The sequence below is a fragment of the Myxacorys sp. genome, assembly GCF_059501405.1.
Genome location: NZ_JCACCM010000142.1, coordinates 1 through 14,314 on the forward strand (window position 1 = coordinate 1; position 14,314 = coordinate 14,314).

At 50.5% G+C, this 14,314-nt stretch carries 14 protein-coding genes; 3 read left to right on the forward strand and 11 right to left on the reverse strand.

Features of this window, described 5'->3' with window-relative positions; genetic code table 11:
* Positions 1-31: 31 nt before the first annotated feature.
* The 3 genes from AC5I6P_RS19090 to AC5I6P_RS19100 form a co-directional block, all read right to left on the reverse strand.
* Entirely contained in the window at positions 32-1,282 is a 1,251-nt protein-coding gene (locus tag AC5I6P_RS19090) for a hypothetical protein (protein ID WP_495695369.1), read from the reverse strand.
* 486 nt (positions 1,283-1,768) lie between these two features.
* Complete coding sequence (locus AC5I6P_RS19095) at positions 1,769-2,278, reverse strand: CDI toxin immunity protein (RefSeq protein ID WP_495695370.1); 510 nt, start codon at positions 2,276-2,278, stop codon at positions 1,769-1,771.
* 23 nt (positions 2,279-2,301) lie between these two features.
* The gene (locus tag AC5I6P_RS19100; RefSeq protein ID WP_495695371.1) at positions 2,302-3,831 is read right to left on the reverse strand and encodes a hydroxysqualene dehydroxylase; all 1,530 of its coding nucleotides are present in this window, start codon (positions 3,829-3,831) and stop codon (positions 2,302-2,304) included.
* Between the two features lie 710 nt (positions 3,832-4,541).
* Here AC5I6P_RS19100 and AC5I6P_RS19105 point away from each other — a divergent pair.
* Positions 4,542-4,829: a Mo-dependent nitrogenase C-terminal domain-containing protein gene (locus tag AC5I6P_RS19105; RefSeq protein WP_495695372.1), complete on the forward strand. Its 288-nt coding sequence runs from the start codon at positions 4,542-4,544 to the stop codon at positions 4,827-4,829.
* 16 nt (positions 4,830-4,845) lie between these two features.
* Here AC5I6P_RS19105 and AC5I6P_RS19110 read toward each other — a convergent pair whose 3' ends face one another.
* From AC5I6P_RS19110 to AC5I6P_RS19120, 3 genes are all read right to left on the reverse strand, one after another.
* Positions 4,846-5,043 (reverse strand): hypothetical protein, encoded by a 198-nt coding sequence (locus AC5I6P_RS19110; RefSeq protein WP_495695373.1) that lies wholly within the window; start codon positions 5,041-5,043, stop codon positions 4,846-4,848.
* A gap of 165 nt (positions 5,044-5,208) precedes the next feature.
* Positions 5,209-6,297, reverse strand: a complete 1,089-nt coding sequence (gene dinB, locus AC5I6P_RS19115; RefSeq protein ID WP_495695374.1) for a DNA polymerase IV — start codon at positions 6,295-6,297, stop codon at positions 5,209-5,211.
* A gap of 293 nt (positions 6,298-6,590) precedes the next feature.
* Positions 6,591-8,306: a cryptochrome/photolyase family protein gene (locus AC5I6P_RS19120; RefSeq protein WP_495695375.1), complete on the reverse strand. Its 1,716-nt coding sequence runs from the start codon at positions 8,304-8,306 to the stop codon at positions 6,591-6,593.
* Between the two features lie 204 nt (positions 8,307-8,510).
* On the opposite strand from AC5I6P_RS19120, the gene AC5I6P_RS19125 reads away from it, so the two are divergent.
* On the forward strand, positions 8,511-8,933 hold the full coding sequence (locus AC5I6P_RS19125) for a hypothetical protein (RefSeq protein WP_495695376.1): 423 nt from the start codon (positions 8,511-8,513) through the stop codon (positions 8,931-8,933).
* 383 nt (positions 8,934-9,316) lie between these two features.
* Here AC5I6P_RS19125 and AC5I6P_RS19130 read toward each other — a convergent pair whose 3' ends face one another.
* The 4 genes from AC5I6P_RS19130 to AC5I6P_RS19145 form a co-directional block, all read right to left on the reverse strand.
* Complete coding sequence (locus AC5I6P_RS19130; protein WP_495695377.1) at positions 9,317-9,586, reverse strand: hypothetical protein; 270 nt, start codon at positions 9,584-9,586, stop codon at positions 9,317-9,319.
* Between the two features lie 56 nt (positions 9,587-9,642).
* The gene (locus tag AC5I6P_RS19135; protein ID WP_495695378.1) at positions 9,643-10,629 is read right to left on the reverse strand and encodes a homocysteine S-methyltransferase family protein; all 987 of its coding nucleotides are present in this window, start codon (positions 10,627-10,629) and stop codon (positions 9,643-9,645) included.
* Positions 10,630-10,781: 152 nt separating this feature from the next.
* On the reverse strand, positions 10,782-11,054 hold the full coding sequence (locus AC5I6P_RS19140; protein ID WP_495695379.1) for a GNAT family N-acetyltransferase: 273 nt from the start codon (positions 11,052-11,054) through the stop codon (positions 10,782-10,784).
* Positions 11,055-11,156: 102 nt separating this feature from the next.
* On the reverse strand, positions 11,157-11,333 hold the full coding sequence (locus tag AC5I6P_RS19145; RefSeq protein WP_495695380.1) for a hypothetical protein: 177 nt from the start codon (positions 11,331-11,333) through the stop codon (positions 11,157-11,159).
* Between the two features lie 595 nt (positions 11,334-11,928).
* On the opposite strand from AC5I6P_RS19145, the gene AC5I6P_RS19150 reads away from it, so the two are divergent.
* The gene (locus tag AC5I6P_RS19150) at positions 11,929-12,198 is read left to right on the forward strand and encodes a cupin domain-containing protein (protein WP_495695381.1); all 270 of its coding nucleotides are present in this window, start codon (positions 11,929-11,931) and stop codon (positions 12,196-12,198) included.
* A gap of 27 nt (positions 12,199-12,225) precedes the next feature.
* Here AC5I6P_RS19150 and sulP read toward each other — a convergent pair whose 3' ends face one another.
* A complete protein-coding gene (gene sulP, locus AC5I6P_RS19155) occupies positions 12,226-13,926 on the reverse strand; it encodes a sulfate permease (protein WP_495695382.1) in 1,701 nt (566 codons plus the stop codon).
* Between the last annotated feature and the right edge of the window lie 388 nt (positions 13,927-14,314).

The following is a 14,314-nucleotide window of genomic DNA, read 5'->3' on the forward strand; positions in this document are numbered from 1 at the left end:
TTGATCATGCATTATGGCTCTACTATACGTCCTAACCTGGATTAGTAGGGCTATACCAGGAGTACCCTTGGTATTTTGATTCTGCGGCAAGAAAGGTATAGGGCAACTCACTGTGGTTGAGCGCCCGCTTTAAGAGCTGCTGTTCCGGGGCTTGCAGGTCTCCAACCTCAATTAACATCGTCGTGGGATCGATCGGCTGAAGGGATTCCCAGGATTGATTAGCGAGGTGATCGGCTGTTCGGGGCGTAAAAGGTCTGAGCTGCGATCGTGCAGGAGGAAGCTCAATCCCAAAACTGTGTGCCTCGAGCCATCGCACGTATGGCAAATCATGATGCTCAAGCGTTGCGACTGCTTCGTAAAGGGTTCGGCGCAACTCAACCTTGAGTTCGTCAAAGAATTCATTCCGCACGATTTCTTTTCGAGCAGGCAACACGAGTTTCAGATCGGGAGCGGCGTCTACATCGACGCGAACATGCAGAGTGGTGTCATTGCACGCGAGCGCTGGCAGTTGCAGAGGTACCGTCAGACCGTAGAAATTGAGTAACCCTTCAACGCTCTGGTTCGCCCACCGATAGTGCGCCGACACACCCAGCCGCAGCCCGCGCCATAACTTGACCCAAACGGCGTCCTCTAAGAAATCCTGACGGAGCAGCGCTGCTCTGTTAAAGGTCACGGGGAGTGGATAATAGCGAGCGGCACTGGCGATCTGAGGGTGCAGCGATTGGCTCCGCCAAACTTCAAAGGAGCGCAATTCGGCGGCGGTGAGCGGGAATTCAATCCGGGTGCCGACTCGAGCTTCAGTAGATTGCACGATCGCGATCGCTTGACCTGAGAAGTGTTCGGGGTCAAGGTGAACGTGCCAATTGTGCGACGCGATCGTTGCTCCGCGATTGGCTAGGCTAAAAATTCCCATCCCAGCGGGGTCTTCGCTTTCCACTACCTTGGCATCCCACTCACTTTGACCTAAGCTAAGCAAGGTTTTCGGGTTCTCGATTCCACAGCCATCGTCCTCAATGAGGAGAGTCCCCAACTGGGTGAGGATGACTTCGACCTGTGTTGCTCCGGCGCGGCGAGCGTTCTGAAACAGTTCGTTGACGATATCCTCTAGTCCGCCATTGAACAGGCGCGTCACCTTAGTGAGGATCTGCGGACTAATCGATGCAGGGATCGGTAATTGGGAGAATGAACTTGTTTCTAGCTCGTCCTCCGGCATTTTATGGAACGAAGCCTCAGTCCACTCTTCAGAGAACTGATGGTTTGGAGGATTTTCTGGTGTTGGCATCGATCTCACTCCGAAAAAGCAGCCCTATCTCTTTCTGTAGCAGGAGCTTTTCCTCGAATCAAGAACTTCTAGTGATGCGATCGAATTAATCGTCATCATGATGGCCTGGCTCTTCTACAGTGCTCGGAAGCATGTTTGAGCATGGAATAGCTTCGTCCAGTGAATTAAATAAGCTACTGAAATAAACTAAATAATAAACGATTTTAGAATTACGGAATGAGAAAGATCGAAAATGTTGAGCGAACATCTCTAAAAATTCCTTGAACTTTTCCAGCTATGTACATGGAATACAAAACGACAATTGGAAGCAGCGCGATCATAGAAATGAGAAAGTTATACAATTGCACCTGCACAGAGCGAGTAGGAGATAACCATTGAGGTGGGTTTTTCCAATAGTATTCGGTTCATAGCTTTCATCATGTCAGGTGATAGTTTTTCAAGTCCCTTTGCACCCACTGTGATCTCTTTTGATTCAACATTGGCTAATCAGGCAATTCCATTCTTGATCGCGCCAAAGCCAAAGCCCAGCGTTCCCTCGTGATGGTATTCAATACACCAACCTGCTTGGGGTTCCACAATCCAAGTATCCCAATCGTGGCTGACCAGGGCAAGTGCGTTCTGCTGCACAACTGAGAGCTCCATCTGCACGATCGGATGGCGAGCATTGAACCAGACGATCGTCACCCTTGGATTATCCAACTGAAATTGCTGGCAAAGTTGTTTCAACACTGCTACGAGCTGTGGATCTTTTTGACACGGGTAACAGAGGCTACCCGGAACCTTTGCCCAATCAATCTGCGACCACTGCCAGGGCAAGGCGCATTTGAGCCACTCCACACAATCGATTGCTTTTGGGTCTTCGGGCAGAAAATAGGTACAGCGATCGCTCGACATCCCCAACTGCTCCAGCGTCTGTTGAGCGAACTGGTGCTCCTGCTGTTGCTTGAGATGCTGCAGCTTTTGCCGCAGTTGAGCTTGTCGGGTCGTTCTGTCCATCGGTGTAATCGTGACTTCAGCGTTTAAGGGAGCCAGAGGGACGGTAGAAATTGGCTCGTCCAGTGTCGCAAAGCCCGGTTGGCCGTGCGAGCGAATTCGATGTGAGGTTCATCTGGTTCTACCCCAATAATCTGAGCCGGTGTCCCTACACCCAACTGTTCAATCACTCCATTGGCGGCTTCTAGCCCAGTGACATATGCCTTTTCCTGCGACCAGGAACCATGACGAGTAATAATCCAATCTCCACTCATGAATAGATTAGCTAAACTCGTCTTGCCCGGCAGCATCGATTGGTAGCTGCCAGGAGAAAAATGTGTGACCGCTTTCGGCAATCGCACTACACTGCTATCGATCACTCTGGCTTGGCGAAATTGAGGCACACAAGTTGCTAGATCTCGATGCACCTTGGCAATGATCTGTTCGTCGTCGAGTGGCAACAGTTGATTGGCATGATAGAAATCTACTTCAATCACACTACCCGGTTCATTCCTCCATTCGTCGTGCAGGGCATTCAGGTCAAAAAATGTCCAACCGGTTGTGGGATCAAATCCGAAGCAAGCATTCGACGGTAAGGGCACCGAAACGTGGCGATCAAACCAAAGCCGCGTTGCTACTACATCGATCGCACTCAAATTCATCAAGTTACAGAATTCAGGGAATTGTCGGAGCACCGAACTGCTACTCACAATTTTTTGCATTCCAGTGACCCCGACGGCAAAAATCACCGCATCTGCCTCAAAGACCTCATCACCGCACACCACGCCAGTCACTTGAGGGGTGGTCTCTCCCCCTGCTTGAGCTTGGATGACCAAATCAGTGACCCGCCGCTGAGTCAATATTCGTCCACCTGCCTGCTCAATTTGCTCAACCCAAGGGCGAAAAATCAAGTTTCCCACAGTGCCGCGACACCAGACAACGTCAAAATCGCTTTGGTGAGCCAGGATGAAGTAATACAGCATTCCTAAGGCGGCGGCGGCTGAACAGCGTTCTCCCGGTGCAAATAATCCCACCAGCAACATGGGCTCAAACGACTCCTTGTACAGCCGGGCAGACACCCCAAATTGCTTAAAGAGTTCACGGGCCGTCACTGAGTCATACCGTTGCCACGCCGCATCCGAGTTATCAAAATCGATGAGCGCATAGAGCAAGGGTAAGGCCGAGAGTCGATCGCTCAAAGGGAGTCGCTTGAATCGGGTATACAGGAATGTTCCAAGCGGTGTAGGGAGGCGGGGTTCCTGTTGAAAGATGGGCGACTCCACTTCCAAACCGGCTGGAGAATATTGGGAAGAGCGAGTCCAATCGGTAAAGGGATTTAGGCCTAACTGATTAACCAGGGCAAAAATATTACGGTAAGGATACCAGAAGCCATGAATGCCAGCTTCAACCGCTCGACCCTGCGCGGTTTTCCAACCTGCCACTAGTCCACCCAACTGCCCCCCTGCTTCAAGCAAGGTGACAGCATACCCTTGTTGAGTGAGATGGTAAGCGGCCCCTAAGCCAGCCCACCCGGCTCCAACGACGACGACTTTCGGATGCGCTTGAGTTTGGTTCATCGGTACACTCTTAACTCTACCTGCTTCACAGCATAGGGCTCTCTGTCCAACTCTAGGATCTTCAAGCATCCGATATTGCTACTTTTTGATGCGCCGAGCGTAGAATCGAGATCCCCTTCAGGTCTGCAGTTATGGCAACTCTAATTTCTTCTAATGTATGAAGTTTGTTGCTAAGTCTGGTGTCAATTAACAAATTTTTCAACGTCGCTAACCCTATGGCATGCGCAATGGGATTAGAAGTTTAAGTGCTGAAAGCAAGATGAATATTTGGGGTGAGCGCATCTGCGTGCCGGTGTCAGCTCTTTCCTGATTTAGGGGATCGAGAGCTTTGGGCTGCTCCCCTGAAGCTTGAGCCTCTCGTTCTGTTAATCGACAATTTCGTTTCAAATTACCAAAATTAGGAAAGAATTCAAACAGCGTGAAACATGACACTCCTTCATCGCCCTCTACCCGCTCGGTTCTGCCCTGAACTCTCTCGTTTCTGAGGTCAGCGGCTTCCCATCCGGTTTGCCGAGTTGGAGGGTGGCATCGGTCATAGGCCGCTATGCCAGTTCGGTAGGGATTGAGGAAGTTAAACATCACCGTCATGATCCTGGGCTTTGCTGCATAAAACGCTAAACACAATTGTATAAATCAATAGCAGAGAACAACGATAAATCAATAGCAGAGAACATCGCCACACCACTTACCCCCTGCTCAGGAGATCAACCATGTTGCACCTTACTCCCAACCAATTCATCGCTTCCCTCCTTCAACCCATCGCCCAAAAACTCGACAAGATCGAAATCCAAAGCGCTAAGACCGCCCACTTCTTCTGTCGTCTCATTCCCTCTCAGTGTCCGTTTGAACGCAATATTTGCTACTTTGGTCGGGTTCTGCTCCACATTCCGCCGATGTGCAAACTCAATCCGTTCTACGAGCAACTCGTGGGCTTACGGTTCAAAGCGCTCTGCTATCTTGCTGACGTGTGTGGTGAAGATATTGCCGCCTACTGCTGATGGACAAACTATCAATTCAAGAGTTTTCTACATCAGCAGACGGTTTGCTAGTCGGGGGGCGTTCAATCTCTCCCTCGCTGTAGCCGAGATCGTAAAAACTAGCAGCTTGTGGATCATGCTCGGGGGGTTGCTTTGATTTTCCAGACCACGCATCTTCTTTCCCGCGATCGAACCACTCTTGATCAGGGTGTGAGGAATCGTTGCTACTCATCATAGGCGCTGCCTCTAAGCAGTTTTCCAGCCCACTTTACGTCCTTGCAAGAGGCCGATGTATCGCTCTAATGGCTCAATCTTTGAGCCATCTGGAAACTGCCAAAGAGCAATATGTTCCATGCCCTTGCGCCCATCGGCAAGCTTCCAGAATTTAAGAAGTCCATGGCTAAAACAGCACTAACTGCACCAGCGATTCTTTTGGAGTTGCGGTTTGCACGAATCGTTCTTCACTCACGAGATTAGACAGCGAAATCCCTAATAATCGGACGCTCCGCCCCTCCAACTCAACCGCCTCAAACAACTCCTGCGCCAAGAGTACAATTGTTGCTACCTCACAAATGATATTCATCACGGTCCGGCTGCGTGTAATCTGCTGGTAGTTGGCAAACTTCACTTTCAGTGTGATCGTCCGTCCTCCAGTCTGGTGACGCTCCAGCCTTTCGTAGAGCGTTTGGGCAATCGTTTCGAGTTGGTGTAGCATCAGGGCGCGATTATGCAGGTCTTGAGCATAGGACGTTTCCGCCCCCACAGATTTACGGATGCGATTCGCCTCGACCGCTCGGTCATCCTGTGCTCTAGCAATGTTGAAGTAGTGATGCCCTGCTTTCCCGAAGTGCTGCACCAATTCCCGTTGGGAGCGCTGCTTCAGGTCGGCTCCCGTGTGTATCCCTAACTCGTGCATCTTGGTCGCGCTGACCTTGCCGATGCCATGAAACTTCTCGATCGGCAGGGTCTCGACAAACGCCTCAGCCCGAGCGGGCAAAATCACCGTCTGTCCATTCGGCTTGTTAATTCCCGATGCCATCTTGGCCAAGAACTTATTGAACGAAACCCCCGCAGAAGCTGTTAAGCCCGTCTCCTCGAAGATAGCGGCTCTGATCTCGCGTGCGATCGTGGTGGCGTAGGGTAGACCTGACTTATTCTCGCTCACATCAAGATAGGCTTCATCAAGGGCGACAGGTTCGATTACGTCGGTATGACGCTCAAAAATGGTGCGAATTTGAGCTGAGATGACCCGATAGGTTTCGAACCGGGGCGGAACGAAGAGCAGTTGGGGACAGCGTTGGAGCGCGACTTTAGAGGACATGGCCGAGTGAATGCCATAGGTTCTCGCCTCATAGCTGGCTGCGCACACCACGCCGCGCTGATGTGGAGAGCCTCCGACGGCTAGCGGTTGCCCTCGATAAGTCGGGTTGTCCCGTTGCTCAACCGAGGCATAGAAGGCATCCATATCGACGTGAATGATCTTTCGCATCTCACCCCTAGGCGCTGAGTTACCCTTCCCTGCTCAAGATAATAGTACAGAACAACTGTTAAACGGCGGGTGCCAATTGAAAAACCTGACATCTTCTCCATCAGCATTTAGAAATGTCGGTCGATTGGCTTCAACCGACTACCCTTCGGGAACTGCAAAGATTTCGGGCAAGAAATGTCATCCCTTGAAGGGGGATTGAGCAGCCATTTAGCTCGAGGTCAGGAAAATTAAACCCTCTCCCCTCATCATCTTGGCAAATCGCTTTTTATCCTATCTATTCGTCAACACGTCTATTACAGCAACGTTAATTGAGCCTCGTTCGAGGGCAGCTTCGAGCGACCTGGAGATGTCAACTCAGATTTGCTGCTGCCAATCGGAGCCGTAAACCATGTCCGCAGTGCTTTTGCTTGCTCCAAGTCTAGAGCATCAAGATCAAGGGCAGCTGGAAACAGATCGGCATCAGGCAGGCTCGCCCAGCCGACGTCGCTCGCGTAGCGTTCGGCACCAAATGGGGTCAGGTTCTGAGGTAGGCGAGTCAGGTAAGGCACAATGTTTTCCTGCTCCATCAACACCTGCCGCTGCCCTTCAAGCTGCCGAACTCGCCGCGCTCTTGCCTGCTGATAGTGCACGATTGGTAGAGCATAGTCTTTGACCAGCAGCGGTAAGCCCAGATGCTCTACAGGCAGGTGCCTCAGTTCTGGCACCCATTGCTTGATGAACTGCCCCTCGGGATCGAAGCGTTCAACGGCCACTTGTCCAGGGTTGTAGATGCGCGTCCAGCTCTGGTCAATTGCTGCTGTCATCCCGGCTTGCATGGCCCATTGGTAATGGTCGATGGGGCAATCTCCATCAATCAGGTGTCGCATGAAGTGCAGGGCACCATATCGCCAGTCGATGCCCAACAGATTGCTCAAGAAGCTGGCATAGCAAGCACGGGTGCGAAAGTTGAGCGCCTGCCATCCTCCGGTTGCCAGTAGACACCGCGCCGCTGCATCAATGATGGGAAAGCCGGTTCGGCCTTGCTGCCAGGCTTGGTACAGCGTTTCATCAACCTCATCACCCGGTTGATCAAATCCCTGATAGAGCGATCGCACTTCGAGTTGGGGTAGGTAGCGGAATCGCTGCGCGAAACCGCTGTTCCAGCGTAAGCGGGAGATGAACTGTTTGCGACTGCGCTGAATGCGCTCATCCGGGCTATCCTTCAGCCGTTGTATGGTCTGATAGCATTCTCGCAGCGAGATCACCCCAAATTTGAGGTGTGGACTCAGCCCAGAGGTGGCTTCTGCACTCGGATAAGACAGCTGCCAGTAGTAGCGGGTTGTTTTTTCCTCGATGAATTGCTTCAGTAATTGCCGGGCGGACTCAGTGCTAGCAGCAGGAACGGGTTTGCCATCCGCATGGTGTCCGACCGCGGCCAGGGACGGGACGGGCTCACTCGAGACCTCGAGGGGAACGAAGATGCGGGCGGGGGCCGGAACGAGCGGCGCTTTCATGTCGGTATACCAAGCCTCTCGATACTGCTGCCCAGTGACGAGTTCAGGAACAGTGCCGGGCGGCTCAAACCAGCGGACTTTGAGCTGCTGCTGGGCTAGGGCGCGATTGAGACGGGCATCGCGCACACGACCATAGATACGTTCAAAGTCGATGTAGGCATAAATTCCCTCTGCTTGCGTTTCCCGAATTAGTCGAGGCAACACGTCGACCGGGTCACCGGTACGCAAAATTAGTCGTCCGCTTCGTTCGCGTAGGTCCGTGTCGAGTGAGCGCAAGCACTCGAGCATAAATGCGACGCGAGCGGAGGCGGTTTCAGGATGATGCAGCAAGGCGCGATCCAAGATGAACACGGGAATGACCGCCCCGCGTTGAGCCGCCCGATGGAGCGGTGCGTGATCAGCAACTCGGAGATCCCGGCGAAACCAGACGATCGTGCGATTCATTAGGGGTAGATGAGAGACTGCCCCTAGCCTAACAAGGTTGGGCGTCTGCTTTGCTTTTAGGGTCGCAACCATTTGTTGAGGATAAATCTGTGATTGATGCCCACCTGCATCTCAACCCATCTGAGCCGATCTGGTTTTCCATTCAGTTGAACGCTGCGATCGCACTCTAAAACTCCCAGCACCTTTACATCGGCATCCGGTCTTGCTCTGAGCTCAATTCAAATCAGCGACAAAGCAATACAGTATTCTAAAGCAACCTACTATCGATCCTCAATTATGACTACAGACGAGTGGTTTAAGGAAAATCTCAAGGTATCAGCTTATATTCCTCAAGACCTTAACGAGAAGCTCTTGGAGTGGATGAAAGGCAAGAACATTCAAGAGGTACCGCAAGCACTCAGGACCGTCCTAGAAGAGTATCTCGGAGGAGTCCAAACTGAACCCAATATTGGGCCAGTGAGAGACGATCGCTTAGAGGCACTTGAGCGGAAATTTGAAAGCCTTTCTCAGGTGGTCCAAGAACTAAAAGAAGCAATTCAAGCCAGTAGTTCACAAAGGGTCCAACGTGAATCGGAATCAGCAGCACTGCCATTACTAGAAGGGATCGCCGCGATCGAAATGGAGCAGCCAATTGAAGAAGAGATTCAGGACGATGAGCCTGATGAAATTCTCTACGAGTTCCTAGAACCTGAGGAGTAGAAACCTACTGAGGAAATTAACGATGAAGCAGCCTCTCCTACGGAACTAGGGCGATTAGAAGAAAGGAGTCCAAAAGTAGAAGAAAGGAGTCCGACTTCAAAACAGCCAGAAGAACAAGAATTAGAAGCAGTTCTATCAAATAAAAATGGGACAATTTGCTGACGAATCGTCTTTACGGTAGGCTTCTGCATGATGTCATTCCAATCTGCACCGAGCGATCGCATACCTCTCGGTAAAAGAAACTCGACAACAATGGCCAGCTAACGGCCCAAGCTCAGCGACCCGGACTAGCGAAGTCAAGGTTGGTTGGCAAGAGAGAAAGACGCGACCGCTAGCCTCTGTTTGCTGGAGCGCATGATTAAGCGTTTTCGATCGCATTAGATTCATTCTGTGAAGTCGAACCAATCGAAGATCGAGGATGGATCGATGTCAGGCCACTCCAGCCACGACAAGTCGATGTCGAACAGAGAAGAGAATCCGCCTGTGACTAAGTCAGCCAAAACCTCTGCCTTCATAGCGGCGTAATCGCATACCTCTCCGGCTGTGTCGTGAATCGCCTTGAAGTCCTCGGGCGTGGAAAAGATGTAATAAGCCCAGCAGTAAATATCGATGGGGAAATTAAGCGGAAAAGTTCCGTATTTCTCGCAGGACAACGCTGATATTTGGTTGCCTCAAACTCAGAAAGGAGCTTGATGGCTCATTAGCTAGTTCAGCGCGATCGCAGCAAAACAGAACTAGATAGATGAGACCACCACATGGGGATACAGGCTTGGCAAATCGCCGCAATGTGGCGGTGATCTGTGCCGCAGCAGCCGCCCAGAATATTCAAGTTTTGCAACTTGTGCTTTAGTTCTAAGTACTGGTTGCCCAACTCCTCCGGTTTGCCATCGTCCAGTTCCTCAGCTTCATCCAGTTCGGCGTGGCTTTTGGTGGACGCATTAGCTCGGAGTCCGCGAATGCGCTCTAGCCACGGTTCGTCTGTTGCCAAGATATTGGCAAAGTGAGTGGGGTGAGCACAGTTAATCATGTAGTAGGCAGGTCCATTGTGGGTAGTAGTATCGACCTGAGCGATCGCATCTTTGAGAGATTGCCCTGTCGGCAAATGACCATTTGTTTCCACAGTGAAGGAAATGACGATGGGCATGTCAACAGTCTGAGCTGCATGGGTAATTCCTAAGGCTTCTTCGGTGTAGGTCATGGTGATCGCCGTCACCAGGTCGGCATCGGCGTCCCGAAAAGCAGCAATTTGCTCCTGGTGGTAGGAAGCAGCCTCGTCAGCAGTCATAAAATTATCCGGGTTGTATCCATCTCCACGGGGACCAATGCAGCCACTAATCACCATTGGAGACTGCTCGGTTTCGTACTCGTTGCGAATCGTTTGTAGCAGTTGAATCGACTGATGGTACACACGAGCCAAGTCTTCTTTGGAGGAGCCCAATTTTGTAGCCCAGTCAGAATTGGCTCTCCAGGTAGCGCTTTCCAACACGAGTCCCACTTGATAGTCTGTCGCCAGAGCAGCGTAGGTACGAAAATATTTCTCTAGAGCTTTTTGGCCTTCAGAATATCTAAATAAATCAAAGGCTGCAAAGTGGGGCAAGTCTAGCCCTTCGTGAAAGATCAGAGTTGTTTCAATGCCGCCATCGGTGAGAAATAAATCATCTGAGAGTTGAGGTAAGTTATGCCTGTATTTAGCCATTTTTGCTCTCCTCGTATTAAAGAGAATGAATGGGAAAAGAATCGTTGTTTAAGGCAAATGAAAACTGTAACCTTGCACAACAAATGAACAAAATTTTCTGACCTCTTAGTCAGAAAACACACGACTGACTTTTCTTTGAAGCCTTGCTGCCATCACCGGGCTACTCCACCCGAAGCTCGCCACATTCCTGTCATCGAATACGTAGGGCTGATCTGAATGGAGCTTATTTTCCGAAACCCATGTCGCCCGTAAAATGAGAGGTTGCGAGGATTAGAAGACACAAGATAGGAACCCACACCTTGGGCATCGCCAGCATCAAGAGCTGACTGTAACAAATGCCCTCCTAATCCGCGTCCTCGGGCTTCAGGTACAAGGGCAATCCATAGCACTTCGCAACGAGACTCAGTCGGTTCATAGGCACCCACTTGATGAGCAAGATGCTCAAACCGCGTTCTGGCCAGGGTTGTTTTATTGTCGTTAGAAGATATCTAGAAGCCCTAATCTCTCGTTTGTGAGATTCAAAACATTCAAGAACGCCGAACGAGAGAATCAAGCGTCCAGATTTCTGTTTCCGACAATAAAACAACCCTGCGCGTTCTGGCTTCTGTGCCACTAAAGTGGACGGCGATCGCCAAGACTTCATTCAGCACCTCCTCAAACTCATCGCTGAAGACCGACACATCAGGTGGATACCAAATGCACACTCCCTGTCCTGCTGGTGCAAGGAGAACTTCCCCCGCTTCATGCTATCGACGATAAAGGGTTGAAAGAACGCCGTTAAAGCTTGAAGCCGAGTGTCCCGACCTGGAAAGGTAAACTCAAACATCGGATCGTCGACAAATCCTCTAGCAAGGATTGTTGCAACAGTTTGAATTTTCTCCTGAGATATTCTCGAGGGTTTATTCTCAAATCTCACATCTTGCTGAGCCAAAGTCATAAGTTTTCTCCTGCTGGGCGCATTGTTTGAGAGGTATTGATCTCAAAAACTGGTATCAGAGTGGAATGCATTGAACCGTAAGCTTTAGCCCTATGGTGATCAGATGTATAGAGCGTTTGCCTACATCACCCTATACTTAGCTACTCGCTCTAAATTATGCAGTGACTAGGGCTCTAGGATTGTTGACTAGAGCTCCAGGCGGCCTGCTGGTACAGCCAGGTGCTTCTGCCCATTAGCCCTCCCGCCCTTTGCGATGGATGTGCTTTCAGATATCCTGCGGGTCATCCGATTTTCTGGAGTGATTGACCTGCGCCTAGACTTTTCTGCCTCCTGGAGCATTGAGACCCCCTCTTGCTCACATTTTGCGGATACGCTCCAGTCTCATATCACTCAATATTGCCCCCTTTCAGATTGTTGCGGAGGGGAACTGCTGGGTAAAAGCCAAAACCAATATCTGTCGGGCACTTTCCCCTGGTGATATCATCATTTTCCCCCACGGAGATGCTCACATTTTGGGCTTCGGCATGGCGACACTACCGGGGGTTAGTGTAAGGTCTTCCATCCTGTCAACCGCAGCATCAAGTTTGGCGATCGTCGTGCATGAGAATAAAGGGCGTTACATCATCATTTAGCAAGATGTTGCGATCGCTGACCTGCCGCTAATCAGTAGCGGAATGAAACGCTGCGATCGCGGTGTGTAAAGTTGGATAAATTCGTTCCTGACCCATTAGATCGACTAAACCTGCTTTCTTCAATTGCACATACAAGTCCTGTTTTACCCGCGCCATGGCAAAGGTAATCTGTTGAGCGGTTAATTCTCGATGCAATTCTTTCAACATATCGGCAGCCGTGATATCAATTTCAACAACGGCTTCAGTGTTGAGGACAAACCATTGAACACGAATTGGCTCTGCTCGAATGGCATTCATCGCCCGTTGTCTGAAGTTCTCTGCATTCGCAAAACAGAGTGGTGCACCATAGCGATAGATTACTAATCCAGGAATCGTTTTTGCGCCTTGCCAATCATCAATATCATGCAACCCTGGCAGGTTCGGAACTTCTCCCATGACGGCATCGTGGGGTCGCATCAACCGGGCAAATAAATCAATGACTGATAATCCCACAGCAAGACCGACCCCAATCAGAATATCGGTCGCCAGTACCCCAAGGAGGGTAATCAAAGCCAGCCTGAATTCACTCTGCTTAAAGCGGCGCAATCGGTTAAATTCTGGAATTTCGATCAGCCGCAGAGCGGCGTAAATGACGATCGCACCCAATGCTGCTTTTGGAAATAGGGCAAGCAAAGGCCGCAAAAACAGTAGCACCAGCATCACAACGACAAAAGCAACCAGGGAGAAGACCTGCGACCGGCTACCTAGAGAATCCCCGATTGCGGTTCGGCTGCCGCTGCTGCTAACTGGAAATCCCTGCATGATTCCAGTGCCAATGTTGACTGCACCCAGCGCCAATAATTCTTGGTTGGCATCAATGCGGTAGCGATTGCGATCGGCAAACGATCGAGCTGTCAACACATTGTCAGAATACCCGACGAGAGCAATGCCGATCGCTGTAGAAATCAAATAACTCATTTGCGGTAGTGAGAAGCCCTTTGGGAATGCCAAATGAGGTAAGCCTGCCGGAATCTCACCAATCACAGCAATGCCACGCTGCTCCAGGTGAAACAGATAGACGGCGGCTGTAGCCAATAGAACTGCCAGCAGAGGGCCGGGTGCATTAGGAAATCGACGCTGAACCACGAGTAAAAAGATCAAAACACACGTGGCGAGCATCAAAGTCGGTGGGTGAATTTGGTTGAAGTGGCTCAAAAATTCCTGGACTTGCCCAAAGAGTGATTCCGCCTCAAGCGATATGCCGCTAATTTTTCCCAACTGCCCGATGATCATAATCACGGCTACCCCGGCCATGTAACCAATCAAGATGGGTTTAGATAATAGCTCAGCCAAGAACCCTAATCGCGCAAAGGCTCCGACTAAACAGGCAATCCCCACTAATAGCGCTAGCAGGCTGCTGAGACTGGCATAGTTGCTCCCATCACTAGCGGCGATCGGCGCAATGGCTGCTGCCGTCATCACCGCTGTCGTTGACTCTGGCCCGACTGAGAGCTGAGGAGACGATCCAAGCAGGGCGTAGATTAGTATCGGTGGCAAAATTGCCCATAATCCAACGATCGGTGGCACATCTGCTAGCTCAGCATAAGCTATGCATTGAGGAACCAGATAAGCGGCGACGGTGACTCCTGCTAACACATCCCCACGTAACCAGGTGAGCTGGTAAGACCTTAAGCGTGTCACCCCTGGTAGAGAGAAACTGTGAGCAGGTGATTTTGATTGTGAAACCATCGCAATTCCTCAAGCTATGATCAAATCTTTGGTCTTTGAGTGTGTGATGCCTCTCCCAAAGCCCAAGAGTGCTCAACAAGCTTGGGTTAACTCGATAGCAGGTCAGTTGATCCAATGGTTAGAGGAACATCACGAATTATCGGTTTGCTGACTCTAAGACGAGTCTGCATCCGATACAATCCATCTTCCTCCAAAAGCTTCATGGTTTCTCTGACCTTGATACAAGCCCTAACAATTTGGAGAAATTTTGCCTTTCATGTCCCGAATGGGCGATTTACTGCAATCGCTAACACTATAGTGTGTGAGTCCTAGATCAAATGACAGGTTTACCAGTAATACCATCTCAATTAATGCCTGCTACAGATAAAGCGGATAAGATGAACCAATA

Coding starts and splice junctions, on each gene's coding strand:
- AC5I6P_RS19095 (WP_495695370.1), bottom strand. CDS start 2,278: ATGGACAGAACGACCCGACAAGCTCAACTGCGGCAAAAGCTGCAGCAT.
- dinB (WP_495695374.1), bottom strand. CDS start 6,297: ATGCGAAAGATCATTCACGTCGATATGGATGCCTTCTATGCCTCGGTT.
- sulP (WP_495695382.1), bottom strand. CDS start 13,926: ATGGTTTCACAATCAAAATCACCTGCTCACAGTTTCTCTCTACCAGGG.
- AC5I6P_RS19105 (WP_495695372.1), top strand. CDS start 4,542: ATGTTGCACCTTACTCCCAACCAATTCATCGCTTCCCTCCTTCAACCC.
- AC5I6P_RS19135 (WP_495695378.1), bottom strand. CDS start 10,629: ATGGCTAAATACAGGCATAACTTACCTCAACTCTCAGATGATTTATTT.
- AC5I6P_RS19090 (WP_495695369.1), bottom strand. CDS start 1,282: ATGCCAACACCAGAAAATCCTCCAAACCATCAGTTCTCTGAAGAGTGG.
- AC5I6P_RS19125 (WP_495695376.1), top strand. CDS start 8,511: ATGACTACAGACGAGTGGTTTAAGGAAAATCTCAAGGTATCAGCTTAT.
- AC5I6P_RS19100 (WP_495695371.1), bottom strand. CDS start 3,831: ATGAACCAAACTCAAGCGCATCCGAAAGTCGTCGTCGTTGGAGCCGGG.
- AC5I6P_RS19110 (WP_495695373.1), bottom strand. CDS start 5,043: ATGATGAGTAGCAACGATTCCTCACACCCTGATCAAGAGTGGTTCGAT.
- AC5I6P_RS19120 (WP_495695375.1), bottom strand. CDS start 8,306: ATGGTTGCGACCCTAAAAGCAAAGCAGACGCCCAACCTTGTTAGGCTA.